At 69.6% G+C, this 26,754-nt stretch carries 22 protein-coding genes and 2 tRNA genes; 13 read left to right on the forward strand and 11 right to left on the reverse strand.

Annotated features, from left to right (window positions below):
• Positions 1–678 carry a response regulator gene (locus tag EAO79_RS12415; RefSeq protein WP_371413642.1) on the forward strand — a complete coding sequence of 226 codons (678 nt, stop codon included), beginning with the start codon at positions 1–3 and terminating at the stop codon, positions 676–678.
• A gap of 81 nt (positions 679–759) precedes the next feature.
• Here the strand turns inward: EAO79_RS12415 and EAO79_RS12420 are convergent, their stop codons facing one another.
• Entirely contained in the window at positions 760–1,248 is a 489-nt protein-coding gene (locus tag EAO79_RS12420; RefSeq protein WP_085510676.1) for a Dps family protein, read from the reverse strand.
• Between the two features lie 215 nt (positions 1,249–1,463).
• Here EAO79_RS12420 and EAO79_RS12425 point away from each other — a divergent pair, with 215 nt between their 5' ends.
• Entirely contained in the window at positions 1,464–2,000 is a 537-nt protein-coding gene (locus EAO79_RS12425) for a gamma carbonic anhydrase family protein (RefSeq protein WP_124769175.1), read from the forward strand.
• Here EAO79_RS12425 and EAO79_RS12430 read toward each other — a convergent pair.
• Both EAO79_RS12430 and EAO79_RS12435 read right to left on the reverse strand, forming a co-directional pair.
• The gene (locus EAO79_RS12430; RefSeq protein WP_079705708.1) at positions 1,997–2,188 is read right to left on the reverse strand and encodes a hypothetical protein; all 192 of its coding nucleotides are present in this window, start codon (positions 2,186–2,188) and stop codon (positions 1,997–1,999) included. The two genes, EAO79_RS12425 and EAO79_RS12430, sit on opposite strands and share 4 nt — an antisense overlap.
• A gap of 194 nt (positions 2,189–2,382) precedes the next feature.
• Positions 2,383–2,453: transfer RNA gene (locus tag EAO79_RS12435), tRNA-Gly, on the reverse strand.
• A 193-nt stretch (positions 2,454–2,646) separates the two neighbouring features.
• On the opposite strand from EAO79_RS12435, the gene EAO79_RS12440 reads away from it, so the two are divergent.
• The 6 genes from EAO79_RS12440 (at position 2,647) to clpX (ending at position 7,659) form a co-directional block, all read left to right on the forward strand.
• Positions 2,647–2,720: transfer RNA gene (locus EAO79_RS12440), tRNA-Pro, on the forward strand.
• A gap of 55 nt (positions 2,721–2,775) precedes the next feature.
• Complete coding sequence (gene tig / locus EAO79_RS12445; RefSeq protein ID WP_164486938.1) at positions 2,776–4,242, forward strand: trigger factor; 1,467 nt, start codon at positions 2,776–2,778, stop codon at positions 4,240–4,242.
• Positions 4,243–4,326: 84 nt separating this feature from the next.
• Entirely contained in the window at positions 4,327–4,833 is a 507-nt protein-coding gene (locus EAO79_RS12450; RefSeq protein WP_124769176.1) for a tetratricopeptide repeat protein, read from the forward strand.
• A 144-nt stretch (positions 4,834–4,977) separates the two neighbouring features.
• Positions 4,978–5,571, forward strand: a complete 594-nt coding sequence (locus tag EAO79_RS12455) for an ATP-dependent Clp protease proteolytic subunit (protein ID WP_056006680.1) — start codon at positions 4,978–4,980, stop codon at positions 5,569–5,571.
• Between the two features lie 30 nt (positions 5,572–5,601).
• Complete coding sequence (locus EAO79_RS12460; protein WP_056006676.1) at positions 5,602–6,270, forward strand: ATP-dependent Clp protease proteolytic subunit; 669 nt, start codon at positions 5,602–5,604, stop codon at positions 6,268–6,270.
• Positions 6,271–6,381: 111 nt separating this feature from the next.
• Positions 6,382–7,659, forward strand: a complete 1,278-nt coding sequence (gene clpX, locus EAO79_RS12465; RefSeq protein ID WP_064295154.1) for an ATP-dependent Clp protease ATP-binding subunit ClpX — start codon at positions 6,382–6,384, stop codon at positions 7,657–7,659.
• Between the two features lie 71 nt (positions 7,660–7,730).
• Here clpX and EAO79_RS12470 read toward each other — a convergent pair whose 3' ends face one another.
• From EAO79_RS12470 to valS, 4 genes are read right to left on the reverse strand one after another with little or no spacing between them, the layout of a single operon-like run.
• A complete protein-coding gene (locus EAO79_RS12470; RefSeq protein ID WP_124769177.1) occupies positions 7,731–9,764 on the reverse strand; it encodes a M3 family metallopeptidase in 2,034 nt (677 codons plus the stop codon).
• A gap of 33 nt (positions 9,765–9,797) precedes the next feature.
• Positions 9,798–10,052, reverse strand: coding sequence for a hypothetical protein (locus tag EAO79_RS12475; RefSeq protein WP_124769178.1), 255 nt, complete (start codon positions 10,050–10,052; stop codon positions 9,798–9,800).
• Positions 10,052–10,498, reverse strand: a complete 447-nt coding sequence (locus EAO79_RS12480) for a GNAT family N-acetyltransferase (RefSeq protein ID WP_064295157.1) — start codon at positions 10,496–10,498, stop codon at positions 10,052–10,054. Before EAO79_RS12480 ends, EAO79_RS12475 begins: the two co-directional genes overlap by 1 nt.
• A complete protein-coding gene (gene valS / locus EAO79_RS12485; RefSeq protein ID WP_124769179.1) occupies positions 10,495–13,092 on the reverse strand; it encodes a valine--tRNA ligase in 2,598 nt (865 codons plus the stop codon). The genes EAO79_RS12480 and valS overlap by 4 nt, the downstream gene beginning before the upstream one ends.
• Before the next feature lie 132 nt (positions 13,093–13,224).
• Here valS and EAO79_RS12490 point away from each other — a divergent pair, with 132 nt between their 5' ends.
• A complete protein-coding gene (locus tag EAO79_RS12490) occupies positions 13,225–15,429 on the forward strand; it encodes an acyltransferase family protein (RefSeq protein ID WP_124769180.1) in 2,205 nt (734 codons plus the stop codon).
• On the opposite strand, the gene EAO79_RS12495 is transcribed toward EAO79_RS12490, so the two are convergent.
• Genes EAO79_RS12495 through EAO79_RS12510 form a run of 4 tightly spaced genes read right to left on the reverse strand, consistent with a single transcriptional unit; the run spans position 15,409 to position 20,547 of the window.
• A complete protein-coding gene (locus EAO79_RS12495; RefSeq protein WP_124769181.1) occupies positions 15,409–17,082 on the reverse strand; it encodes an ABC transporter ATP-binding protein in 1,674 nt (557 codons plus the stop codon). The two genes, EAO79_RS12490 and EAO79_RS12495, sit on opposite strands and share 21 nt — an antisense overlap.
• The gene (locus EAO79_RS12500) at positions 17,079–17,957 is read right to left on the reverse strand and encodes an ABC transporter permease (RefSeq protein ID WP_124769182.1); all 879 of its coding nucleotides are present in this window, start codon (positions 17,955–17,957) and stop codon (positions 17,079–17,081) included. Before EAO79_RS12500 ends, EAO79_RS12495 begins: the two co-directional genes overlap by 4 nt.
• Entirely contained in the window at positions 17,954–18,931 is a 978-nt protein-coding gene (locus EAO79_RS12505) for an ABC transporter permease (RefSeq protein WP_124769183.1), read from the reverse strand. The genes EAO79_RS12500 and EAO79_RS12505 overlap by 4 nt, the downstream gene beginning before the upstream one ends.
• Positions 18,928–20,547 carry an ABC transporter substrate-binding protein gene (locus tag EAO79_RS12510; RefSeq protein WP_241160870.1) on the reverse strand — a complete coding sequence of 540 codons (1,620 nt, stop codon included), beginning with the start codon at positions 20,545–20,547 and terminating at the stop codon, positions 18,928–18,930. Before EAO79_RS12510 ends, EAO79_RS12505 begins: the two co-directional genes overlap by 4 nt.
• A 208-nt stretch (positions 20,548–20,755) precedes the next feature.
• Here EAO79_RS12510 and EAO79_RS12515 point away from each other — a divergent pair, with 208 nt between their 5' ends.
• From EAO79_RS12515 to EAO79_RS12530, 4 genes are all read left to right on the forward strand, one after another.
• Entirely contained in the window at positions 20,756–21,406 is a 651-nt protein-coding gene (locus tag EAO79_RS12515) for a TetR/AcrR family transcriptional regulator (protein WP_079705719.1), read from the forward strand.
• Between the two features lie 239 nt (positions 21,407–21,645).
• Positions 21,646–25,014: an isoleucine--tRNA ligase gene (gene ileS / locus EAO79_RS12520; RefSeq protein ID WP_124769185.1), complete on the forward strand. Its 3,369-nt coding sequence runs from the start codon at positions 21,646–21,648 to the stop codon at positions 25,012–25,014.
• Positions 25,004–26,383, forward strand: a complete 1,380-nt coding sequence (locus EAO79_RS12525; protein ID WP_124769186.1) for a folylpolyglutamate synthase/dihydrofolate synthase family protein — start codon at positions 25,004–25,006, stop codon at positions 26,381–26,383. Before ileS ends, EAO79_RS12525 begins: the two co-directional genes overlap by 11 nt.
• Positions 26,380–26,754: a DUF4233 domain-containing protein gene (locus EAO79_RS12530; RefSeq protein ID WP_164486939.1), complete on the forward strand. Its 375-nt coding sequence runs from the start codon at positions 26,380–26,382 to the stop codon at positions 26,752–26,754. Before EAO79_RS12525 ends, EAO79_RS12530 begins: the two co-directional genes overlap by 4 nt.

Below are 26,754 nucleotides of genomic sequence, written 5' to 3' on the forward strand. Positions count from 1 at the left end.
GTGATCAGCCCTGACCGTGCCGGTAGAGGACCGCTCCGCATCGTGATCGCCGAGGATTCGACACTCCTCCGCGAGGGCTTGATGCGGCTGTTCGACGAGGCCGGCTTCATCACGGTCGCCGCCTACGCCGATGCGGAGGCGCTCCAGCGCGGGCTCGCGGCGGACCGACCGGACCTCATCGTCATGGACGTCCGCATGCCGCCCACGTTCCGGGACGAAGGGGTCCGCGCAGCGATAGCGCTGCGCGCCGAGCATCCCGACCTCCCCGTCCTGCTGCTCAGCCAGTACGTCGAGACCGTCTACGCCCGGGAGCTGCTCGCGGACGGCGGGCGTGGGATCGGTTATCTCCTCAAGGACCGGGTCGCCTCGTTGGAGGAGGTGCAGGACGCCATCCACCGGTTGGTCGAGGGAGGGACCGTCCTCGACCCCGACGTGGTCCGCACCCTGTTCGCAGCACAGCGCGACCCGTTGGCCGGCCTGACCCCACGTGAGACGGAGGTGCTCTCCGCCATGGCGGAGGGGCGCACGAACACGGCGATCGCCGAACGCCTGCGGGTCGGTGTCGGTGCGGTCGAGAAGCACATCTCGGCCATCTTCCAGAAGCTCGGTCTCGAGGACTCCGGGAGCGACCACCGACGGGTCCTCGCGGTCCTCGCCCTGCTCCAGCGCAACGATTGATGGGTGACACGCGCGACGAAGGGGCAGTCACGGATGACTGCCCCTTCGTGGGTGACGCTGGCGGGTCGCCCCGCCGGGGTGCTACCGGCTGAGGTGGGCGAAGAGGAACCAGCGGTCCTTGTCGAGGCCGCGGGCGATCTCGATCGCGATGTCCTGGCTGGTCTGGTCGAGCTCATCGAGCTCGTCGACCGCGGTGTTGACCGAGGCGGAGGCGGCGTCGATGAGGGCGATGACCTCGGCGATGGTGCGGTCTGACTGCTGGAAGCCCTCGCTCAGCTCGGGCGTGCTGGTCTTCGCGGCAACGGTGCTGAGGCGTGCGTCGACCGGGAGGCCGAGGGCGACGATGCGCTCTGCGGCGAGGTCGGCCCACTCCTGCGCGTGCTCGACGATGTCGTCGAGCAGCTCGTGGACACCGATGAAGTTCGCGCCACGCACGTGCCAGTGGGCCTGCTTGCCGTTGACGACGATGGCGGTGAGGTCGACGACGACGGGGCTGAGGAACTGCGCGGTGCCTGCTGCGACGTCCGGGTTGGCGACGGCCTGCGGAATGGAGGTGGTGATGTCGGTCATGGTGTTTCCCCTTCGTTGACGAGTGAGGCCCTGGTCGGGCGGATTCGTCGGTCTGCTTGAATGCAACGGTACTCAGCCGCAGACATTCCGCAAGGAAGTCGAGGCTCGGCTTACGAAGGGTGCACTCAGCAAGGAAAGCCTGACCGTACCGGCGATTCACCCCGGAACGACGCGGGTTCCCGTCGGCCGGGGCCGCCTGCGATAGCGTGGCCGGTATGACGCTGCACGGTACGGTCAGGAAACTCTCAGACGGACGCTCGCCCCGGATCGACCCGAGTGCCTATACGGCGCCGGGCTCCGTGCTGGTGGGCGCCGTCACGCTCGCCGAGGATTCGAGCGTCTGGTACAACGCCGTCCTCCGCGCGGACTCCGACTCGATCACGCTCGGCACAGGGTCCAACATCCAGGACGGGGTCGCCGTGCACACGGACAGCGGCCACCCGACGGTCATCGGACGCAACGTCTCCGTCGGGCACAACGCGGTCGTCCACGGCTGCACGGTCGAGGACGACTGCCTCATCGGGATGGGTTCCGTGGTCCTGAGTGGCGCCGTGATCGGTGCCGGGTCGCTCGTCGCCGGGGGAGCGGTGGTCCTCGAGGGCATGATCGTGCCGCCCGGTTCGCTTGTCGCGGGGGTCCCGGCCAAGGTGCGGCGGGAGCTGACGGCCGACGAGCGGGAGGCGATCCGACAGAACGCCGCACACTACGTCGCGCTCAGAGCGGTCCACGCCGCAGTCGTCGACGAAGACTAGCGGCGGCGTGCGTCGCGCTTCCTGAGGCGACGCTGCGCGGCGAGCGAGCCGGACAGGCAGACGACGCAGCCGATCATGCAGATGAGTCCGACGCCGAGTCGCCCGGTCGCGAGTGCGTACACCCCGACGAAGAAGACGAGCGCACCGGCCACCGTCCAGATGTGGGGCCAGATCGCGTCGAGTCGCATGCGCTCAGCCTAGGGCGTCGCCCATGCGATATCGCCGCCCGGACCTGTCGAAGCGCTCAGCGGCGGGCCTCGCGCTCCGGCGATCCTCTTCCGGTCCCTGTGCCTGTCGAAGGGCGCGGCGCCAGGAAGTACCTGCGCGGTAGCCGAACCGTCGCGCCTGCCTTCGCGGCGCTGCCTGGTTCTGAGGAATGGAGAGGGGATGACGGGAATCGAACCCGCGTAATCAGTTTGGAAGACTGAGGCTCTACCATTGAGCTACATCCCCGAGGCGTCGCAATGCGACGAACTCACCCGGTAATGCTACTGCATCCCGAGCGCCCATCCGTGCAGCTCCGTGTCCCGAGGCCCGTTCCGCCCCGGAAACCGCACAGGGGCCGCACAGATTCTGGGCTAGACTGACCGAGGCCATTTCGCCCACCGCTCGTCGGTCGGGCCGGCTGGCCGGATTGTCGCCGATCCGGGGCGTAGCTCAGCTTGGTAGAGCGCCCGGTTTGGGACCGGGAGGTCGCAGGTTCGAATCCTGTCGCCCCGACTCCGTTTTGCGTCCTCAACTGAGGCAGAATCCCCGACACAGGAGAAGTAATCACGTGAAGACCACGGTCGAGAAGCTGAGCCCCACTCGCGTCAAGCTCGCCATCGCGGTGACGCCCGAGGAGCTCAAGCCGAGCATCACCCACGCCTACGGACACATCGCCGAGGACATCAACGTCCCCGGCTTCCGTAAGGGCAAGGTGCCACCGGCGATCATCGACCAGCGCGTCGGCAAGGGCGCCGTGATCGAGCACGCCGTCAACGAGGGCCTCGACGGCTTCTTCCGTAAGGCACTCGAGGAGAACGAACTCCGTCCGCTCGGCCGCCCGCAGGCCGACATCGTCGAGTGGCCGAACGAGAAGGACTTCTCCGGCGACCTGCTCGTGAACATCGAGGTCGACGTCCGTCCCGAGATCACGCTTCCCGCCTACGAGGGCCTCAAGCTCACCGTCGACGCCCAGGAAGCCGGCGAAGCCGACGTCCAGGACGAGCTCGACCGCATCCGCGCACGCTTCGGCACGCTCGTGACCGTCGACCGCCCGGCCAAGACGGGCGACTTCGCCCAGCTCGACCTGGTCGCCAAGATCAACGACGCCGAGGTCGACCGCGCGAGCGGCGTCTCCTACGAGATCGGTTCGGGCGAGCTGCTCACCGGCATCGACGAGGCACTCGACTCCCTCACCGCCGGTGAGACCACCACCTTCACCTCGCCGCTGCTCGGTGGCGAGCACGAGGGCGAGGATGCCGAGGTCACCGTCACGCTGACCGCCGTCAAGGAGCGCGAGCTTCCCGAGGCCGACGACGACTTCGCTCAGATCGCGAGCGAGTTCGACACCATCGACGAGTTCAAGGCGCAGCTGCGCGAGGTCGTCGAGCGCCAGCAGGTCATCACCCAGGGCCGCGACGCACGCACCGCGCTCGTCGACGCCATGCTCGAGGCCGCGCAGATCCCCGTGCCCGAGAGCGTCATCGAGGACGAGGTGCACCGTCACCTCGAGGGCGAGAACCGCCTCGAGGACGACGAGCACCGCGCCGAGGTCACCGAGTCCAGCGAGAAGGCGCTGCGCACGCAGCTCCTCCTCGACGCACTCGCGGAGTCGCTCAACGTCCAGGTGAACCAGAACGAGCTCACCGAGTACCTCATCCAGAGCGCGTCGCAGTACGGCATGGAGCCCGGTGAGTTCATCGAGGCACTCGGCCAGCAGGGTCAGATCCCCGCCATGGTCGGCGAGGTCGCCCGCAACAAGGCCATCGCCATCGCGCTCGGCAAGGCCGAGGTCGTCGACTCCAACGGCAAGCCCGTCGACCTGAGCGACTTCGTCGCCGTGGTCGAGGACGAGGACACCGCCACCGAGACTGCAGCCGACGAGACGACCGAGGCTCCGGCCGAGGACGCCGCCGACGAGGCTCCGGCCGAGGCAGAGCCGAAGAAGGCCGCCGCCAAGAAGGCACCTGCGAAGAAGGCGCCCGCCAAGAAGGCACCGGCCAAGAAGGCCGCTGCCGACGAGGCCGCTGCCGAGTAGGACAGCACCAGCAGTGACGACAGGGGCGGAAGCTATTCCGCCCCTGTCGTCGTCTCCGGACACGTCAGCCGAAAGGGAGCCATCATGACGACGACCGACGCAACCGGCTGGGACGACCGCGTCGCAGCCGTCTGGGCCGACGAGACCATCGACGACGAGCAGCGCATCGCGGCCATCGACGCCCTGGCCGCCGAGCGTCCGCCGGGTGACGCCCGCGCCGCGTTCGAGGCTGCCGGTGCACGCGACTCCGCCGGCCACGAGGTCGAGGCCGAGGTCTGCTATCGCGCCGCGCTCGAGGCCGGGCTCGACGAGGAGCACCGTCCGCAGGCGATCATCCAACTGGCCAGCACCCTCCGCAACCTCGGCCGGACCGCTGAGAGCGTCGTCCTGCTCGAACAGCAGCTCGCGGACGATCCGACCGGTCCGTACGCGGACGCGACCGCGGCCTTCCTGGCCCTGGCGCTCGCCAGCTCGGGGGACCCGCGTCGAGCGACCGCCGTCGCCCTCCGCGCTCTCGTGCCGCACCTGCCGCGATACCACCGGTCCGTCCGCGCCTACGCCGACGAACTCGAGACGGATCCGCTCCGCTGAGCCCCGACGGTCGCACGGTCCGTCCGCTCGCCGTCCGCTGCCGGCGAACCCCGTCGCCCGGGAGTCTGCCGAGGGCGAACAGGGCGTTGGTGGTGCGTCGCCTCCGATAGATTCGAACCACTGCACAACCGAAACGGAGCGATAATGGCCGAACCACAGTTCTCGCCCAGTGTCTTTGACCGCCTGCTGAAGGACCGGATCATCTGGCTGGGCGCCGAGGTCCGCGACGAGAACGCGAACGAGATCGCGGCCAAGCTGCTGCTCCTCGCCGCGGACGACCCGAAGCGCGACATCTACCTCTACATCAACTCGCCCGGTGGCTCCATCACGGCCGGCATGGCCATCTACGACACCATGCAGTTCGTGCCGAACGACATCGTCACGGTCGGTATCGGCATGGCCGCATCGATGGGTCAGCTCCTCCTCACGGCCGGCACCAAGGGCAAGCGCTACATCACCCCGAACGCCCGCGTGCTCCTCCACCAGCCGCACGGCGGATTCGGCGGGACGTCGAGCGACATCCAGACCCAGGCGCAGCTCATCCTCGACATGAAGCGCCGTCTCGCCGAGATCACCGCGGCGCAGACCGGCAAGAGCGTCGAGCAGATCAACGCCGATGGCGACCGCGACCGCTGGTTCAACGCCGAAGAGGCGCTCGAATACGGTTTCGTCGACCACCTCCGTGAGTCCGCGCTCGACGTGGCCGGCGGCGGCGGAACCGTCGACAGCGACAAGTAACCCGGCTTCGACCAGACAGGAATGCAACACATGGAGACTCCAACGTTCAGTGCGGCGGGCCGCTCGCTGCAGATGCCGGGTGCTCGCTACATCCTCCCGAGCTTCGAAGAGCGCACGGCCTACGGCTACAAGCGCCAGGACCCGTACGCGAAGCTGTTCGAGGACCGCATCATCTTCCTCGGCGTGCAGGTCGACGACGCATCGGCCGACGACATCATGGCCCAGCTGCTCGTGCTCGAGAGCATGGACCCCGACCGCGACATCGTCATGTACATCAACTCACCCGGTGGCTCGTTCACCGCGATGACGGCGATCTACGACACGATGCAGTACATCCGTCCGCACGTCATGACGGTGGTCCTCGGACAGGCGGCCTCCGCCGCTGCCGTGCTCACCGCCGCCGGCACGCCGGGCAAGCGCCTGGCCCTCCCGAACGCCCGCATCCTGATCCACCAGCCCGCCGTCGGCGAGGCCGGCCACGGACAGGCTTCGGACATCGAGATCCAGGCGGCCGAGATCCTCCGCATGCGCGGCTGGCTCGAGTCGACCCTCGCACACCACTCCAACCGTTCGGTGGAGCAGGTCAACAAGGACATCGACCGCGACAAGATCCTCTCGGCCGCCGAGGCGCTCGAGTACGGTCTCATCGACCAGGTGCTCACCTCGCGGAAGAACCCGGTCGCGGCCATCACGGCCTGACCCGGCTCCCGTGCTCACGACTCGGCGCGTCATCCCAGCGGGGTGGCGCGCCGAGTTGTCGCAGGGACAGGTTAGGCTCGGAGCACCGAATCTCCAGGGAGAGGGAAAGACATGGCACGGATAGGCGAAAGCGCCGATCTGCTCAAGTGCTCGTTCTGCGGCAAGAGCCAGAAGCAGGTCCAGCAGCTGATCGCTGGTCCCGGCGTGTACATCTGCGACGAGTGCGTCGAGTTGTGCAACGAGATCATCGCCGAGCGACTCGCTGAAGCGAGCGAGGAGACGGTGAGCGAGTTCGACCTCCCGAAGCCGAAGGAGATCTTCGCCTTCCTCGAGGAGTACGTCATCGGCCAGGAGGCCGCGAAGAAGGCGCTCTCGGTCGCGGTGTACAACCACTACAAGCGCGTCCGCTCACGCGCCACGCTCGCTCCCGCCGAGACGGTGCACGACGACATCGAGATCGCGAAGAGCAACATCCTCCTCATCGGCCCGACGGGCTGCGGCAAGACGTATCTCGCGCAGACCCTTGCGAAGCGACTGAACGTCCCCTTCGCCGTCGCCGATGCGACCGCACTGACCGAGGCCGGCTACGTCGGCGAGGACGTCGAGAACATCCTCCTCAAGCTCATCCAGGCCGCCGACTACGACGTCAAGCGCGCGGAGACCGGCATCATCTACATCGACGAGGTCGACAAGATCGCCCGCAAGGCTGAGAACCCCTCCATCACGCGCGACGTCTCCGGTGAGGGTGTCCAGCAGGCGCTCCTCAAGATCCTCGAGGGAACCGTCGCCTCGGTACCCCCGCAGGGCGGCCGGAAGCACCCGCACCAGGAGTTCATCCAGATCGACACGACGAACGTCCTGTTCATCGTCGCCGGGGCCTTCGCCGGGCTGGAGGAGATCATCTCCTCCCGCGCGGGCAAGAAGGGCATCGGCTTCGGCGCACCCCTGCACAGCAAGGGCGACGACGTGAACCTCTTCGGCGAGGTCCTGCCGGAAGACCTCCACAAGTTCGGGCTCATCCCCGAGTTCATCGGTCGCCTGCCGGTCGTCACGACGGTCACGCCGCTCGACCAGCATGCGCTCATGGAGATCCTCACGGTCCCGAAGAACGCGCTCGTGCGTCAGTACCAGCGCATGTTCGAGATCGACGGCGTCGAGCTGGAGTTCGACCAGGCGGCACTGGAAGCGATCGCCGACCTGGCCGTCCTCCGCAAGACCGGTGCCCGAGGGCTCCGAGCCATCATGGAAGAGGTGCTCGGGCCGATCATGTTCGAGGTGCCCTCCACCGACGAGGTCGCTCGCGTCGTCATCACCCGGGAGTCCGTCGTCGAGAACGCGGCCCCGACGATCGTCCCGCGTGCGGCTCGCCGCCAGGAGAAGTCGGCCTAGACGACGCCCGGCGGTCATCAGCCCGCCGCAGCCCTCGGATCCTCCGGAGTGGCTGCGGCGGGCTTCGTCGTTCAGTCTTCGAGCCCGCGGCGTCGGAGGAGCGGCTCGATGACCGCGTCGCGCCCACGGAAGTCGCGGTAGGCCTCCAGAGGATCCTTCGAACCGCCGACCCCGAGGAGCTTGGTGCGGAATCGGTCGCCGTTCTCCCTCGTCAGTCCGCCGTTCTCCGTGAACCAGTCGACGGTGTCCGCGTCGAGCACCTCGCTCCAGATGTACGAGTAGTAGCCGGCGTCGTATCCGCCCGAGAAGGTGTGGGCGAAGTACGTGCTCGCGTACCGGGGCGGCACGGCCGGATTGTCGAGCCCGGCGGACCGGAGTGCCGCCGCTTCGAACGCCTCCACATCGTCGACCCGGTCATCTGCACCGATGCTGTGCCACGCCTGGTCGAGCATCGCCGCAGCGAGGTACTCGCTCGTCGAGAAACCCTCGTTGAAGCCCTCGGACGCCTGGAGCTTCGCCACCAGTTCCTGCGGCATCGGCTCACCGGTCTCGACGTGCCTGGCGTAGCCGGCGAGCACCTCGGGCCACAGCATCCACATCTCGTTCACCTGGCTCGGGAACTCGACGAAGTCCCGGAAGACGTTCGTACCGGAGAACCGCGGGTACTCGACCTCCGCGAAGAGACCGTGCAGCGCGTGGCCGAACTCATGGAAGAAGGTCGTGACCTCGTCGAGACTCAGCAGGGTCGGCTCGCCCTCGGCCGGCTTCGGGACGTTCAGGTTGTTGACCACGACGGTGGGCTGGTCGAGCAGGCGGTTCTGGGAGATGAGCGCGTTCATCCAGGCGCCGCCGCGCTTGCTGTCGCGGGTGTACAGGTCGAGGAGGTACAGGCCGAGGCCGGAGCCGTCCTCGTTCCAGACCTCGAAGACACGGACGTCGGGGTGGTAGCCCCGGAGATCGGTCCGTTCGGCGAAGGTGATGCCGTAGAGCTTGGTCGCTGCGGCGAACACGCCGTCGAAGAGGACCCGCTCCGCTTCGAAGTAGGGGCGCATCACGCTGGTGTCGACATCGAACCGGTCGATCCTGACCTGCTCGGTCGCGAACGGCCAATCCCAGGCCTCGACGGTCTCGAGACCGGTGACCCGCTCGAGCTCGCGCTGTTCCCGATCCGCGTTGCGGGCGGCGGGGATCGCCAGACGGGAGAGGAGCGCTGCGACGGCCTCCGGGGTCCCCGCGGTCTGGTCCGCGGTGACCACTGCCGCGTGCGACGGGAACCCCAGGAGCGCGGCGCGCTCGGCTCGGAGACGGGTGATCTCGAGGACGAGGTCGCGGTTGTCGTTCGGTCCGCCGTGCGTGCCGCGGGCACGGGAGGCCGTCATGATCCGCTCGCGGACGCCACGGTGCGTCAACGACGACAGCGCCGGATGGCCCGTCGGGAGGACGAGGGTGACGAGCCAGCCGTCGAGGCCTCGCTCGGCGGCCGCCTGGGCCGCGGCGGAGATCTCGCCCGCACTCAGGCCGTCGAGCTCCTCGGCATCGGTGAGGTGGACGGCGAGCTCGTTGGTGTCGGCCAGGAGCCGCTTCTCGAACCGGGTGGTCAGTGTCGAGAGGCGGAGATTGAGGTCGGAGAGCCGCTGCTTCTCCTCGGCGTCGAGACCGGCGCCCGCGAGCGTGTGCTCGCTGTACACGCGTCGGACCAGGTAGACCGCCTCGGCGGTCAGCTGGAGGTCGTCGAGACTCGCGTGGACCGCCGCGATCCGCGCGTACAGCGCGGGGTCGAGCCTGATCGCGTCCTCGTGGGCGGCCAGCTGCGGAGCGAGCTCCTCCTCGAGTTCATTGGTGAACGCGGAGCTGTCCGCCGAACTCTGATTGAAGAAGACCGCTGCGACCCGCCGGAGGATCGCGCCGCTCCGTTCGAGCGGGATCAGCGTGTTCTCGAAGGTCGGCGCGTCGTCCTGCGCGGTGATCGCCGCGATCTCATCGAGTTGCTGCGCGAACCCGGCTGTGAAGGCGGGGCGGAAGTGCTCCGCGCGGATCTCGCCGAACGGCGGCAGCTGATAGGGGAGCGTGCTCGGCTCGAGGAACGGATTCGTGTGTGATTCCATACCTCACCCTATCCAGCGTGCCGGGGAGGAGGCTCAGTCCTCGTCGTCGTGGTCGTCGTCCGGTCGGGTGAGGCTGACGGATCCGTCCGCGTGCTGACGGATGGTCGTACCGTCGTCGAGCTCGACCACGGGCCGGCGTTCGAGCCAGGTGAGGGTCCAGCGCCACGAGGACGTGTCGACACCCTGCGCGAGCAACTCATGCTCCTCAGCGGCGATGGCCGTCTGCACCGGCGTCGGCACGTTCTCCGGTGGCTTGGCGCCGAAGGCCCAGCGGGTTCCGAGTTGCATCACGGCTCCAGGTCGTAGGTGACCCAGCTCGTGCGGGTCGCCAGCTTGTCGTACACGGCCTGGGCGCGCTCGTTGTCGGCGGCGGTGATCCACCGGACGACGCTGTGACCGTCCGCCTTCGCGAGGTCGCGGACGTGCTCGATCAGCGCGGTCCCGACCCCGCCGGTGCGGGCGTCCTCGGCGACGAAGAGGTCGTCGAGGTAGAGCCCGGTCCCACCGGCGAGGGCACGGGGGAACACGCGATAGTGGGCGAGCCCGACGAGGGCGCCCTGTGCGTCCTCAGCGACGAGCGCGGTCAACGGATGGGTCGGGTCGCTGAGCCAGCCCCACACGAGCACGGCCTTCTCGTCGGTCAGGGGGTTGCCGTAGAACTCCCCGTAGCCGGAGTACAGCGCGTGCCAGGCGAACAGGTCGCTCTCGACGGCGGGACGGATGGTGACGCTCATGCGCGTGCCTCCTCGGCGTCGGCCGCCGGCATGAAGACGATGTCGCCGACCGACAGGACGTCGGCGGTGCGGAACTCGAGGGACTCGATGCGTCCGACGGCGCGGAGGTCGTCTGCGACGAGCTCGAGCAGCTCGATCGATGCGGCGGGTCCGGCGATGACCGCGGAGTCCACCGGGGTCTTCTGGGACGCCTTGGCGTCGGTCTTCGCGCGCCGGATGCCCGTGAGCGCCTCGCTCGCGAGCTGCAGCACCTGCGGTTCGCCCGCCGCGAGTCCTGCGAACTCCTCGTCGGTCGGCCAGCTGGCACGGTGCACGGAGCCGTCGTGCGTCCAGGACCAGGCTTCCTCGGCCGCGAACGGGATGAACGGGGCGAACAGGCGGAGCAGGGTAGAGAGCGCGATCCGCAGCGCGGCCACCGCCGAAGCCTGCTCAGGGCTCTCTTCGCCGTAGGCCCGCTCCTTGACGAGCTCGAGGTAGTCGTCGCAGAACGTCCAGAAGAACGCCTCGGTGAGCTCGAGGGCGCGCGCGTGGTCGTAACCGGCCAGCGCACTGCTGGCGTCGGCGACGGTCTTGCGGAGCACGCTCAGCATGGCGAGGTCGACGGCCTCCGTCACCGGGGCGTCCTCACGACCGGTGAACCCGAGGATGAACTTCGAGGCGTTGAGCACCTTGATCGCCAGGCGCCGGCCGATCTTGATCTGCGTCGGGTTCTGCGGGTCGAAGGCGGCGTCGGTGCCGAGACGGCTCGAGGCCGCCCAGTAGCGGACGGCGTCCGAACCGTGCTGCTCGAGCATGGCCGCCGGCGTGACGACGTTGCCCTTCGACTTCGACATCTTCTTGCGGTCGGGGTCGACGATGAAGCCGGACACGGAGGCGTGCTCCCACGGCTTCCGGTCGTACTCGAGGACGCTGCGGAGCATGGTGGAGAACAGCCAGGTGCGGATGATGTCCTGACCCTGCGGGCGCAGCGAGTACGGGAAAACGAGGTCCCAGAGCTCGGGGTCGCGCTCCCAGCCGCCGGCGAGCTGCGGGGTGAGGCTCGACGTGGCCCAGGTGTCCATGACGTCGACCTCGCCCACGAACCCACCGGGGACACCGCGCTGCGACTCGTCGTAACCGGGTGCGGCATCGCTGGACGGGTCGACGGGCAGAGCGGCGTGGTCTGGCGCGATCGGCTGGTCGTAGACCGGGTTGCCGTCGGCGTCGAGCGGGTACCAGAGGGGGATCGGCACTCCGAAGAAGCGCTGGCGGGAGATCAACCAGTCGCCGGACAGGCCACCGACCCAGTTCTCGTAGCGCACGCGCATGAAGTCGGGGTGCCACTCGAGCTCCGAGCCGAGTTCGAGGAGGCGGCCGCGGAGCTGTTCGTCGCGGGCGCCGTTGCGGATGTACCACTGGCGGGTCGAGACGATCTCGAGCGGCTTGTCGCCCTTCTCGAAGAACTTCACCGGGTGGGTGATCTGTTTCGGCTCACCGATCAGGTCGCCCGAGGCTGCGAGGAGGTCGACCACGGTCTGCTTGGCGCTGAAGACGGTCTTCCCGGCGAGCTGCGCGTACGCCTCGAGGCCGGCTTCGGAGGTGATCGCCTCAGGCGCCTCCGAGATGACGCGGCCGTCGAAGCCGAGGATCGCTCGGTTGGGGAGGTCGAGTTCGCGCCACCACACGATGTCGGTGATGTCGCCGAAGGTGCACACCATCGCGATGCCGGCGCCCTTGTCGGGCTGGGCGAGGTGGTGGGCGAGCACGGGCACCTCGACGCCGAACACGGGCGTGGTCACGGTCGTGCCGAACAGCGGCTTGAAGCGCTCGTCGTCGGGGTGGGCGACGAGGGCGACGCAGGCGGGGAGGAGCTCCGGCCGTGTGGTCTCGATCTCGATGGTGCCGCCGTCGGGGCGGTGGAAGGAGAGTCGGCGGTAGGTGCCCGGCTGCTCCTTGTCCTCGAGCTCCGCCTGGGCGACCGCCGTGCGGAAGGTGACGTCCCAGAGGGTCGGCGCCATGGCCTGGTAGGCCTCACCGCGGTCCAGGTTGCGCAGGAACGCGAGCTGGCTCGCCGTGATCGACTCGTCGCCGATGGTGCGGTAGCTCTGCGTCCAGTCCACGGAGAGGCCGAGCGCACGCCAGACGGCCTCGAACTGCTGCTCGTCCTCGACAGTGAGGCGCTCGCACAGCTCGATGAAGTTGCGACGCGAGATCGGGATCTGGTCGGCCGCCTTGGTGCTCTTGTTGTCGCCACCCTCGAACGGCGGGGTGAAGTCCGCGTCGTAGGGGAGCGTCGGGTCGCACCGGACGCCGTAGTAGTTCTGGACGCGGCGTTCGGTCGGGAGGCCGTTGTCGTCCCAGCCCATGGGGTAGAAGACACGCTTGCCGGTCATCCGCTGGTAGCGGGCGATCACGTCGGTGTGCGTGTAGCTGAAGACGTGACCGATGTGCAGGGAGCCGGATGCGGTCGGCGGCGGGGTGTCGATCGAGTAGATGCACTCACGCGTGGCGCCGTCGCGCTCGAACCGGTAGGTCCCCGCGGACTCCCAGGAGGAGCCCCACTTCTGCTCGAGACCTTCGAGGGCCGGCTTGTCCGGGATGCTGGCAGCGGTCATGAGGCGATCTCCTGCTGATATGTGCGGCACCGTGTCTGCGTGCCTGAGTGTGTGGGAACATCCCATGCTATCGCAGGGGACCGGGAGGACGCCGGACCGCAGACCGTCATCCTCCGCCGATAGCATCGGACCGTGTCGACCAGAGCCGCCTCCGGCCGCGTGAGAGCCGACCTCCAAGGCCTTCGCGCCGTGGCGGTCTCGCTCGTCCTGGTGTTCCATCTCTGGCCGGGGCTCGTGCCGGGCGGGTTCGTCGGCGTCGACGTGTTCTTCGCGATCTCCGGGTTCCTCATCACGGCGCACCTCCTCGCCGAGGTCGAGCGATCCGGTTCGGTCCGACTCGGGCGGTTCTGGGCCCGGCGCGCACGACGGCTGCTCCCCGCTGCGCTCACCGTCCTCACCGCGACCCTCGTCGCGAGCTGGTACCTCGCACCGCTCGGGGACCTGCCCCGGTTCCTGCGCGAGATCGCGTGGTCGGGCCTGTACATCGAGAACTGGGCGCTCGCCGGATCCGCGATCGACTACCTCGCGGCAGAGGACGCTCCGTCGCCCGTGCAGCACTTCTGGTCGCTGTCGGTCGAGGAGCAGTTCTACCTCGTCTGGCCGATCCTGGTCCTCGTCGCCGGCTGGCTCGCCGTGCGGTTCGCCCGACGCTCGGCCGCGCCGTCGGTACGGCGTCGGGGCGTCGCGATCGCGATCGGACTCGTCTGCATCGCGTCGGCCGCCTGGTCGGTCGTCTTCACCGCGCAAGACCCGTCCCCGGCCTACTTCGCGACGACGACGAGGGCCTGGGAGTTCGCCGCCGGCGGACTGACGGCGATCCTGGTGGCCGAGGGAGCCCGGCGCGGGTGGGCGCTGCGGGCGGGTGCGCGCACGGTCGTCGCCTGGCTCGGGTTCGCCGCGATCGGGGCGGCTGCCGTCTGGTTTTCGGGGGAGACGCCCTTCCCGGCGTTGACCGCGGCGCTGCCGGTGGGCGGGACGATCGCCGTGATCGCGGCCTGGGCCCCGGACGTCCGGTGGTCGCCGACCGCGCTGCTCGCCCGGGCGCCGATCCAGTGGCTCGGCGACCGCTCCTACGCGGTCTACCTCTGGCACTGGCCCCTCATCGTGTTCGGCGGGATCGTGCTCGCTCGGTCGGCCTCCATCCCCGAGCAGCTCGTCCTCCTCGTCATCACGGGCGTCCTCGCGGAGGTGACGACGCGGTTCGTGGAGCGCCCGATCCGGTTCGGGCGGATGGCCGGTTGGCAGCCACGACGGGTCATCAGCGCGACCGCCCTCGCGATGAGCGTCCTGTTGGTCGCCTCGATCGGGGTGCTCCCCGGTGCCGAGGCGCGCATCGCGGCCGAACAGCAGCGCATCGAGACCCTGGTCGCGACCCCGTCGAACTGCCTCGGTGCCGCGGAGCTCGTCGATGCTGCAGCGTGTCCGCGGGACGACGGAGCGTCATCGGACGGCAGGGAAGGCTCCGGTGGCGAGACCTCGCGCGACGGTTCCTCGGCGTCTCCCGGGGACGAGACCCGCGGGGTCGTCATTCCCGACGCGTCGCTCGCCGACCTGCCGCCGGACCGCTGCATCACCGACATCCGGGCTGCCGCGTTCGAGGTCTGCGCCTACGGTGCCAGCGCGGAGCAGGCGACGAGGACGGTGGCGCTCATGGGCGACTCCCACGCCGAGCAGTGGTTGCCGGCGTTCGCGACGGCTGCCGAGACGAACGGGTGGCGGCTCCTCGTCGCGGCGAAGAGCTCCTGCCCGTTCAGCGACGCCGAGCGCACGGAGCCCGGGACGAGCGCGGCGGTGCTCGCCGAGATGCGCGCCGGGTGCCTGAGCTGGAACCGCGACGCCCTCGAGCTGCTGCAGGACGAACCGGAGATCGACACGCTCGTTGTCTCGGCGCGCGCACGCAACCCGGTCGTCGCCGAGGGGGACCGCGACTGGCGGGAGGTGGCCGCAGAAGCCTATGCGGAGCGCTGGGCGCTCGTGCCAGCGACGATCGAGCAGATCGTCGTCCTGCGTGACACCCCGACGATGTCTGACGACGTGCTGGAGTGCGTCCGCGACGACGCTGATCCGGAGGACGGGTGCGCCCGGGACCGGAGCGACGCGCTCACGGAGGATCCGCAGTACGAGGCCGCACTCGCGAGCACCGACCCACGGGTCCGCGCCGTCGACCTCTCGGACGCCCTGTGCGCGTCCGATCGGTGCTCGCCGGTCATCGGTGGTGTCCTCGCGTACCGCGATCACCACCACCTGAGCTGGGTGTACGCCGAGACCCTCGCGCCCGTCGTCCAGGCGGTGCTGGACCGGATCCCGACGCCGGAGTCAGGCGCCGTCGCGCCCTGATGCCGCACCGGGCGCGATGAGGCGCGGAGCGTCGGCTGCGAGTCGGGCGGTGTAGGGGTGGGCCGGGGCGGTGAAGACCTGCTCGGCGTCGCCATGCTCGACCACCCGCCCGTGCTGCATCACGGCGACCCGGTCGCTCATGTGCCGGATGACGCCGAGGTCGTGGGAGATCAACAGGTAGCTCAGGCCGTGGCGTCGCTGCAGCTCGTCGAGGAGGTCCAGGATCCTGGCCTGGACGGTGACGTCGAGCGCGGAGACGGGTTCGTCGAGGATGAGCGTCGACGGTCGACTCGCGAGTGCCCGCGCGATCGCCACGCGTTGCCGCTGCCCGCCGGAGAGGGTCCGCGGGCGCGCGCGAGCCAGCGAGGGATGGAGGCCGACGTCCTCGAGGAGACGGGTGATGTCGCGAGGTGCGACTTCGCGTCCATGAACGGCGTCGGCGAGGATGGCGTCGACGCGCCAGCGTGGATCGAACGAGCTCAGCGGATCCTGCGAGACCCAGCCCAGACGGTTCCGTCGTGGACGACGCGCTCGCTCATGGAGCTCCGACCATGGTTCGCCCTCGAGGAGCACCGTTCCCGACTGTGGCGCGGTGAGGCCGAGTGCGATGCGGGCGAGGGTGGTCTTGCCCGAACCGGACTCGCCGACCACGCCCAGGGTCGTCCCCGGTTCCAGGCGGAGCGAGACGTCGTCGACCGCCAGGATCGCCGAGGCGCCGCGGCCACGCTCGAAGCTGCGGGAGACGGATCGGAACTCGAGCGCGGGTGCGTCCGATCGGTCCTGCGTCGTCGGGCGGGTGCGCGTCGCCGGCTGTTCGGCCACCGGTGCCGCGTCGACCGGCTGGTCTGCGCTGAGGCGTGTCCCTCGAGCGCGGTCGGTGGGGACCGCGGCGATGAGGGCCCGGGTGTACGGGTGTGTCGGCCTGGTCAGCAGCTGTTCGGCCGGCCCCTGCTCGACGACGACACCGTGCTGCATCACGACGAGGTGGTCGGCGATCGACGAGACGACGGCGAGGTCGTGGCTGATCAGGAGGAGGCCCGCCCCGCGTCGCTTGACGTCGTCGAGGAGGCCGATGACACGTGCTTGGACGGTGACGTCGAGCGCGGTCGTCGGTTCGTCGGCGATGAGGAGGTCGGGGTCCAGTGCGATCGCCGACGCGATGAGCGCGCGCTGACGGAGTCCGCCGGAGAGTTCGCCGGAACGTTGGCCGATGCGGGAAGCCGGGTCGGGCATGCCGACGGAGTCGAGGAGTTCGAGCACCCGCCGGGTGCGGGCGGTCCGGTCGAGGTCGGTGCCGAGTCGGAGTGCGTCGTCGATCTCGCGCCCGATCGGTCGCAAGGGGTCGAGCGACACGAGGGCGTCCTGGAGGACGAGTCCGATGCGACGCCCGCGCAGGCGTCGCCAGGCCGATGCTCCGAGTCCGCGGAGGTCGGTGCCGTCGAAGTCGAGTCGAGTGGCCGTCACCCGCGCAGATGCGCCGGCGAGGCCCAGGAGCGATCTGGCGGTCACGCTCTTGCCGGAGCCCGACTCGCCGACGATCGCGACGCAGGTGCCGCGCTCGACCTGGAAGGAGACGCCGGAGACGACGGCGTCCCCGCTGTCGAATCCGACCGTCAGTGCTTCCACCTGGAGCAGTGGACTGGTGTCGCTCATCGGCCATCCTCCCGAGATCGGCGCTGGAGACCCCGGCCGAGGACCGTGGTGGACAGGGCGGTCGCGACGATCATCAGACCCGGGAACGCCGTGAGCCACCACGCCGTCGCGAGGTAGGTTCGTGCTGCGGCGAGCATGGCACCCCATTCCGGCGCGGGTGGTTGCGCCCCGAGCCCGAGGTAGCTCAGGGCGGACGCCCAGACGACCGCCTGTCCGATGCCGAGGGTCGCGAGGACGAACAGCGGGGCGACGGCGTTCGGGAGGATGTGTCGGAACAGGATCCGGGCCGGCCCGTGCCCGAGCACTCGCGCGGCCTCGACGAAGTCGGAGGAGCGGACCTGGAGCAGCTGACCGCGGATGAGGCGCGCATAGCCCGGCGCCGTCGACAGGCCGACCGCGATCGTCGCCGTGACGGGACCGGGCCCCGCGATGACGATCACGAGGAGCGCGAGCAACAGGCCGGGGAACGCGAAGAGCACTTCGAGGACGCGTCCTACGGCGAAGTCCGCGATCCGCCCGCCGACTGCGGCGATCGTCGCGAGGACTGCTCCGAGGATCAGTCCGATGGCCGTCGCGGCGACGCCGATGAGGAGCGAGGTCCCCGCACCGTGCACGACCCGGCTCCAGACGTCACGGCCGGACTCGTCCGTGCCGAACCAGTGCGTGAGGGAGGGCGGCGAGAACGCGGCCCGCGGGTCGACCGCCGTCGGTGACGCTGTCGCGAACAGCTGGGGGGCGAGCGCACAGCCGAGCAGGAACAGCACCACTACAGCAGCGACGATCTCGGGTGCGCCGAATCCCGACGACCGGCGCCATCCGCGGCGGACCCGGGCGTCGGCGCTTCCGGACGCCGGCGTGATCGCGAGCCCGCTCATGAACCGGACCGCCGGATCCGGTCGCGTGGGTCGAGCAGCTCCGCCGCGAGGTCCGCGAGGAACATGACGACGACGTACGCCACCGCCGAGCTCAACACCACGCCGGTGACCACCGGGACATCGCGGACGGTCACCGCCTGGAGCAGCGTCCGCCCGAGGCCAGGCCGGGCGAAGATGGTCTCCACCACCACCGCGCCGCTGATGAGGTACCCGAAGGCCCATCCCGACAGGTTGACCGCGGGCACGGCGGCGTGGCGTAGGCCGTGTCTGAGCAGGAGGCCGGTGGTCGATTCACCACGGGCGGCCGCGGAGACGGCGAACGGTGCGCTCCCCGCGTCGAGCAACGGTTCCCGCATCACCTGGGCCAGGAACCCGGCGACCGGGATGGCCAGGGTCAGCACCGGGAGGATGAGACCGACCGCATCACCCGTGCTCACCGGAGGGAGCCATCCGAGCCAGGTGCTGAAGAGTGTGATGAGGACGGTCGCGAGCCAGAACTGGGGGAGCGACGCCGCCACGAGCTCGACGGCCGATCCGAGGGCCGCGGACACCCGCCCACCACGGGTCGACCAGACCGCGAGGCCGAGCGCGAGGAGCCAGGCGACGGCGAGCGACGCCGTCGCCAGTACCAGCGTCCCGCCGAGCTGTTCGCCGAGCACCTGGGCCACCGGCGTACGAAGGGACGCCGACTCGCCGAGATCCCCCTGGACCAGTCGGACCAGTTGCGCGAGGTACTGCACGAGGAGCGGCTGGTCCAGGCCGTACTGCTCGCGCACCCGCTCGAGCGCTTCAGCCGACGCCTGGGAGCCGGGGCCGCCGAGATAGGCCTGCGCCGGATCGCCGGGGATCAGCCGGACGGCGAAGAAGGTGACCGTCGCGACCGCCCAGAGCACGAACACCGCACCGGCCAGACGCGCCCCGATCCGCCCGGCCAGGCGGCGGAGGTCGCGTCCAGAGCGGCCGACGGAGCTCACTCCACGAGCCAGGCGTCCCCGAAGACCGGCGTCGACACCGTCGGCAGCGCGCGGACGCCCTGCAGCGAGGTGCTCAGCAGGAAGTGGTTCTGCTGGTCGTAGAGCGGCAGGATGTAGTAGCCGTCGAGGATGATCTGCTGCGCCTGCTCGTAGAGGAACGCCCGCTCCTCGGGATCGAGGGTGTCGCTCGCCTGCTTCAGGATCTCGTCGAGCGCGGGGTCGTCCAATTGGGCGTGGTTCGCGAAGTAGCCGCTCGGCGCCGGGACGATGCCCGAGGAGTCGTAGAGCACGCGGAGCACGTCCGGTCCCACCTTCGTGTACGGGGCGCTGACGGCCTCGTAGGCGTTGGAGCCGAGTGCCTCGTACCAGCTCGAGAGATCGAGCAGCTCGAGCTGCACGTCGAAGCCGGCGTCACCGGCTCCGGCCTGGATCTGCTCGAAGAGCGACTGCTCGGCCGGGATCGACTGGTTCGTGCTGACGGGGAACCGCACGGTCAGCCGGACGCCGTCCTTCGTCCGCACGCCGTCCTCGTCCTTCTCGGTCCAGCCTGCCTCGTCCAGGAGCTTGTTCGCGGCATCGAGGTCGTAGCCGAACAGGCTCTCGTCGGAGTAGGCGGTGGCCTCGGCACTCGACAGCGGCGAGTAGGAACGCTTCGCCGTGCCGAAGAACAGTGACTCGATGCCGGCGTTCACGTCCGTCGACCGCACGAAGGCCTCACGCACGCGCTGGTCGTCGAACGGCGCCTGTCCCGCGTTCAACTCGATCCGGTTCGAGGCACCGGGGCGCGGTGCGTCCAGGTCGACGATCGTCTTCGAGTCCTTCGCCTGCGCGATCGTGTCGGGCTGCGCGTTGTCGATGATGTCGACGTCGCCGCTCTGGAGCGCCGCGAAGCGCGACGCGGAGTCGGGGATGAAGCGCCACGTGATGCCGTCGAGGTACGCCGGCCCGTCGTTCGCGGCGTCGCCCGGTGCCGAGTCGTAGGCGTCGTTCCGGACGAGCGAGACGTGATCCTGCTTCACCCACTCGTCGACGACGAACGGTCCGGTACCGACCGGCGCATCGCAGTTCGCAGCCTCACCGCGGGCGATCCCCGTCGGGGACTCCATCGCCGTCCACGGCTGCGACAACGACTCCAGGAGCGCGCTGTCGGGAGCGGAGAGGATGAACCGGGCCGTCGTGGCGTCGACCGCCTCGACCGACGCGACCTTACCCACCGCGAGGTAGCCCGTGGACGACTTCGTCGCCGGGTCCTGCAGATGCTCGATGTTCGCCTTGACCGCTGCCGCGTCGAACGGGGTGCCGTCGGTGAACGTCACGTCCGACCGCAGCGTGAACTCCCAGGTCAGACCGTCCTCCGACGTCGTCCAGGACTCGGCGAGCCACGGGATGATCTCACCCTTCGCGTCTCGGGAGACGAGCGGCTCGAGGAACTGTGCACTCAACAGGGCCTGCGGGTAGTTGCCGCCGACGTGCGGATCGAGACACGTGGGCTCGGCGTCCCCGCTGGCGTAGACGAGGGTCCCACCGGCCTTCGGCGTGCTCGACGCGGCCGGCGTCCCCGGTGCACACGCTGCGAGCAGGACCGCGAGCGGAACGAGCGCCGCGGCGACGCGCAACGGACGACGCGAGGACGCAGGGCGTCGACGGGCAGGGGAGGGGGATGCGGGCACAGGGACTCCAGAAGGCGATCGACCGGGTGCTGAGGGCCCGGTGGCGGCGTCGGACGAATTATTGGACGCCGTCTCGGAACCAGCATAGAGCCTCGGCACCACGCCCCGACCCCTCGCACGACGGCTAGGCTCACAGGCGGCGGAAGGAGCCCCCATGGCGAGACCACCGGCACGGAACGCCGTCGGCAGACCCCGACGATCCTCCCGACGCGTCCTCGAGGAGGCGGCCGCCGAACTCTTCCTCGAACAGGGATACCCCGGCACCACCGTCGATCAGATCGCGAGCCGCGCCGGCGTCAGCCGCAACACCTTCTTCAACTACTTCGGCTCCAAGAGCGACGTCCTCTGGGTCGACGTCGACGCTGCGCTCGCCGGACTCGAACGGGCGCTCGCCGCAGCCGGGGACGCCCCCGCGACGGATGTCGCCGACGCCATGCCGTCACTGCAAGCCGCGCTCCTGGGCATCGCCGAGGAGCGCTCGAACGGCGCCGTGCCCTGGGCGCTCACGCAGATCGAGTTGATGGACACCGCGTGGGAGCTGCAGGCGTCCGGCCTCGAACGTCTGCTGCGTCTCCAAGCCGTGCTCCGGGTCTCGCTCGCGCGCCTCGCCGTCCGCGCCGACGAGCTGACCATCCGGTCCGCCGCAGCGGCGCTCGCCGGCGCGATCGTCGCCGGCGCCGGGGCCTGGGCGGCCGCAGGTGTCGGCCGGGGCGAGCTCGGCGACTACCTCCGCCGCGCGATCGCTCCGGTGGTGGACGGGTACGGCCGCGCGCTCGCCCGGATCGACGGGCCGAGTTCCTCGTAGCCGACCCTCCTCGGAGCCGCTCCGCAGGCTGTACGATGGGACCATCGACATCGATCCGGCCATCACCGGGGAGTCCTCGGCAGAACAGCGACCGCTCAGCGGGAGCCCAGTAGAACCGAGCGGGTCAGGCCCGTCACAGCCGATGCAGAGCGGCCGTTCCAGCGGAGCGGCAAGCGGGGTGGTACCGCGTCGGCAACGCCGGCGTCCTCGCAGGACCCACGAGACCTGCCAGGAGAACGATGAGCTACCCGAAGTCCCAGGAACCGACCCCAACCGAGTCGGCGTCGAACGGCGCTGCGTTCGGCGTGACGCCGTCGCCCAGCTTCCCCTCGATCGAGGAGGGGGTGCTCGCCCGATGGGCCGCCGACGGCACCTTCCAGGCCTCCATCGACCAGCGCGAGGGCGCTCCGGAATGGGTGTTCTACGACGGCCCACCCTTCGCGAACGGCCTCCCGCACTACGGACACCTCCTCACGGGCTACGCCAAGGACCTCTTCCCCCGGTTCCAGACGATGCGCGGCAAGCAGGTGCACCGCCGGTTCGGCTGGGACACCCACGGCCTCCCCGCCGAGCTTGAGGCGGAGCGCCAGCTCGGCATCACCGACAAGCGCCAGATCGACGAGATGGGGCTCGCCGCGTTCAACCAGGTCGCACGTGACTCCGTCCTCCGCTACACGGAGGAGTGGCAGGACTACGTGACGCGCCAGGCGCGCTGGGTCGACTTCGAGCACGACTACAAGACCCTCGACGTGACCTACATGGAGTCGGTCATCTGGGCCTTCAAGCAGCTCCACGACAAGGGCCTCGCCTACGAGGGCTACCGGGTGCTGCCCTACTGCTGGCGCGACCAGACGCCGCTCTCCAACCACGAGCTGCGGATGGACGACGACGTCTACCGCTCCCGCCAGGACCAGACCGTCACGGTCACCTTCCCGCTGGTCGGTCCGAAGGCCGAGAGCCTCGGGCTTACCGCCGTCCGCGCGCTCGCCTGGACGACCACGCCCTGGACCCTGCCGACGAACGCCGCGCTCGCCGTCGGGCCCGACATCGAGTACGCGGTCGTCCCGGCCGGTCCGAACGGCACCCCCGACGCCACGGTGCTCCGCGAGGAGGGCTCCTCCCACGCCGACACCGAGGTCCTCGGCGGCGAGTACCTCATCGCCTCGGCGCTGCTCGGCAACTACGCGAAGGACCTCGGCTACGACTCCGCGGCCGAGGCGCAGGCCGCCGTCTCCCGGACGATCGTCGGGCGCGAGCTCGAAGGCGTCTCCTACGACCGCCTCTGGGACTACTACGCCGACGCCGAGTGGGGCATGGAGCAGGCCTGGCGCATCCTCGTCGCCGACTACGTGTCGACCGAGGACGGCACCGGCATCGTGCACCAGGCCCCCGCCTACGGTGAAGAGGACCAGAAGGTGTGCGAGGCCGCCGGTATCCCGGTGATCGTCTCCGTCGACGACGGCGGGAAGTTCCTCCCGGAGGTGTCCGACGTCGCCGGTCTCCAGGTCTTCGACGCCAACAAGCCGCTCACCCAGCTCTTGAAGGCTCAGGGCCGCCTCCTGCGTCAGGCGAGCTACGAGCACTCCTACCCGCACTGCTGGCGCTGCAAGCAGCCGCTCATCTACAAGGCGGTGTCGAGCTGGTTCGTCCGCGTGCCCGAGTTCCGCGACCGCATGGAGGAACTCAACCAGGAGATCACCTGGGTGCCGGAGAACGTCAAGGACGGACAGTTCGGCAAGTGGCTCGCGGGTGCGCGCGACTGGTCGATCAGCCGGAACCGGTACTGGGGTTCACCGATCCCGGTGTGGAAGAGCGACGACCCGGCCTACCCGCGCATCGACGTGTACGGCTCGCTGGACGAGCTCGAGGCCGACTTCGGCGTGCGCCCGACCGATCTGCACCGCCCGTACATCGACGAGCTCACGCGGCCGAACCCCGACGACCCGACCGGCCGGTCGACGATGCGCCGCATCACCGACGTCCTCGACGTCTGGTTCGACTCCGGATCGATGCCGTTCGCCCAGGTGCACTACCCGTTCGAGAACCGCGAGTGGTTCGACTCGCACAGCCCCGCGGACTTCATCGTCGAGTACATCGGCCAGACGCGTGGGTGGTTCTACCTCCTGCACGTGCTGTCGACCGCGCTGTTCGACCGGCCGGCGTTCACGAGCGTCGTGAGCCACGGCATCGTCCTCGGCAGCGACGGCCAGAAGATGTCGAAGTCGCTGCGCAACTACCCGGACGTCAACGAGGTCTTCGACCGCGACGGCTCCGACGCCATGCGCTGGTTCCTCATGTCGAGCTCGGTGCTGCGCGGCGGCAACCTCGTCGTGACGGAGGAGGGCATCCGTGAGGGCGTCCGCCAGGTGATGCTGCCGTTGTGGAACACCTGGTACTTCTTCTCGCTGTACGCGAACACGGCGGTGCCTGGTGGCTACGACGCCGAGTGGCGCACGGACTCCACCGACGTCCTCGACCGCTACATCCTCGCCAAGACGCGTGAGCTCGTCGTCACGGTGACCGATCACCTCGAGGCGTTCGACGCGACCCTCGCGGCGGCCTCGCTGCGGGACTTCGCGGACGTCCTGACCAACTGGTACGTGCGTCGCTCCCGCGACCGCTTCTGGTCGACCGACGGTGGCGCCTTCGACCGCGACGCCTTCGACACGCTTTACACCGTCCTCGAGACGTACTGCCGGGTCGCTGCTCCACTCCTGCCGCTCATCACGGAGCAGGTCTGGACCGGCCTGACGGGCGAGCGCAGCGTGCACCTCACTGACTGGCCGGAGCCCGAGGCGTTCCCGGAGGACGCGGCACTCGTCGAGGCGATGGACCGGGTCCGCGAGGTCTCCGGTGTCACCCTCGCCCTCCGCAAGCAGGCCGGTCTCCGTGTCCGGTTGCCGCTCGCATCGCTCACCGTGGTCACGCCCGACCCCGCGTCGCTCGCTCCGTTCGAGGCGATCCTCCGCGAGGAGCTCAACCTCAAGGCCGTCTCCTTCGCCGAGTTGACCGACACCAGCGGCACCGAGTTCGGCGTCACCTCGCGCCTCTCGATCAACGCCCGCGCGGCAGGCCCGCGCCTCGGCAAGACGGTGCAGCAGGCGATCAAGGGCGCTCGGAGCGGCGACTGGTCCGAGGTCGACGGCACGGTCATGGCCGGCGGCATCGAGCTCGTCGACGGCGAGTACGAGCTCGTCATGGAGGCGTCCTCGGGCGCCGCCGGTGGCGTTGCGCTCGCGCTCCTGCCCTCGGGTGGCTTCGCCCTGCTCGAGACCACGCTGACGCCCGAGCTCGAAGCGGAGGGACTCGCCCGCGACGTCATCCGTGCTGTGCAGGACACCCGGAAGGCGGCGGACCTGCAGGTGAGCGACCGGATCCGGCTGCAGCTCCGATTCGAGGACGACGCCGACGAACGCGCGGTGCGCAGTGCTCTCGACGTGGTCGACCTCGCCGGCGACACCCTGGCGACGTCCCTGACCTGGTCCGACGACGAGGCCCAGGCTGGAGCGTCGGGCTTCGCCCAGTCGTTCGCGGCCGGGAAGTTCGGCAACGCCGGAGCCTTCACCGTGACCGTCGCGCGTGCAGAGGAGACCGCCGATGTCCGATGACCTGATCCCCGGAGACGAGTTGTCCGCGGCCGATGCCGCCGACGCCGTGTACCGCGAGCTCCTGGAACGGCTGGGGGAGGCCCAGCCGCAGCCGCGTCTCGGTGCCACCAAGCGGGCGCTCGAGCTCCTCGGCAACCCGGAGTCGTCCTTCGCGATCATCCAGATCGCCGGAACGAACGGCAAGACGAGCACGGCGCGCATGATCGAGAGCATCCTCCGCGCCCACGGGCTCCGCACCGGTCTCTTCACGAGTCCGCACCTCGTCCGGTTCACCGAGCGCATCGGGATCGACGGCGAGCGGATCTCGGACGAGGCCGTCGCCAGGAACTGGGACGACATCAAGCCGTATCTGGCGATGGTCGACGCCGAGCTCACGGCGGCCGGTGAGCCCGCGCTGACCTTCTTCGAGGCGCTCACCGTCCTGGGATTCGCCTGCTTCGGCGACGCCCCCGTCGACGTCGCCGTCGTCGAGGTGGGGATGGGCGGTGCCTGGGACTCGACGAACGCCGCCGATGCCGAGGTCGCCGTCTTCACGCCCATCGACCTCGACCACGTGCAGCGTCTCGGCAAGACGATCGCCGAGATCGCGCGCACCAAGGCCGGCATCATCAAGCCCGGGGCGCAGGTGGTCTCGGCCGCGCAGCACCCCGACGCGCGTCAGGCGATCGTCGACGCCGCCGCGGCGGTCGACGACCCGGCCGTGTTCGAAGGTGAGGAGTTCGCCCTCGTGCAGGACGCCGTGGCGGTGGGCGGACAGCTCATCACCGTCCGAGGGCGTGCCGGCACCTACCCGGAGCTCTACCTCCCGCTCTACGGGGACCACCAAGGACGGAACGCGACCCTCGCGATCGCCGCGGTCGAGGCGTTCCTCGGCGGAGCGACCCAGCCGATCGCGGAGGACGTCCTCGCGGAGGGCCTCACCGAGGTCGCCTCCCCGGGGCGTCTGCAGCTCATCGGCACCGAGCCGACCGTGCTCGTCGACGCGGCGCACAACCCGCACGGTGCCGCGTCCCTGGTCGCCGCACTCGGCAGCTACTTCGACGTCGACGAGATCGCCTTCGTGGTCGGCATCCTCCAGGACAAGGACGCCGCCGGCATCCTGACGACCCTGGCGCCCGCCGCATCCGGCTTCTTCTTCACCCAGTCGGAGTCGGAGCGGGCGATCCCCGCCGAGGAGCTCTCGCGCCTCGCCGCGTCGCTCGACCTGCCGGCGTCGACCTTCGCCGACACGCTCGACGAGGCCGCTGAGGACGCACGGCGCTGGGCCGAGGAGGCGCCGCGCCGGCTGGTGGTGATCACCGGCTCGATCACCCTCGTGGGCGAGGCGATCGAGATCGCCGACGACCGGGAATGGAAGGCGACCGCATGAGCGGCATGGCACGGAGTCGGGCTCTACGGAGCATCAAGCAGACCCTCGGATCGATCATCCTCGGCTTCGAGATGATCGTCATGTTCCTCGGCGCGCTCGTCATCTTCGGGCTGAAGGCCCTCCCGGCCCCGGTCGCGTTGATCGGCGGAGCGGTGCTGTGCCTGATCATCGTCGCGACGATCCCGCTCCTGCGATTCCGCTGGGGGTATTGGCTGGGCTGGGCGGTGCAAGCCGCTATCGTGGCTACCGGCCTGCTCGTGCCGATGATGTTCCTCGTCGGCGGGATGGCCGCAGCCGTCTGGACCTATGCGATGGTCCAAGGCGACAAGATCGAGCGTCAGCAGGCGCTCTACCGAGAAGCGAAGGATTGA

Source organism: Plantibacter sp. PA-3-X8 (assembly GCF_003856975.1).
Classification (GTDB): domain Bacteria; phylum Actinomycetota; class Actinomycetes; order Actinomycetales; family Microbacteriaceae; genus Plantibacter; species Plantibacter auratus.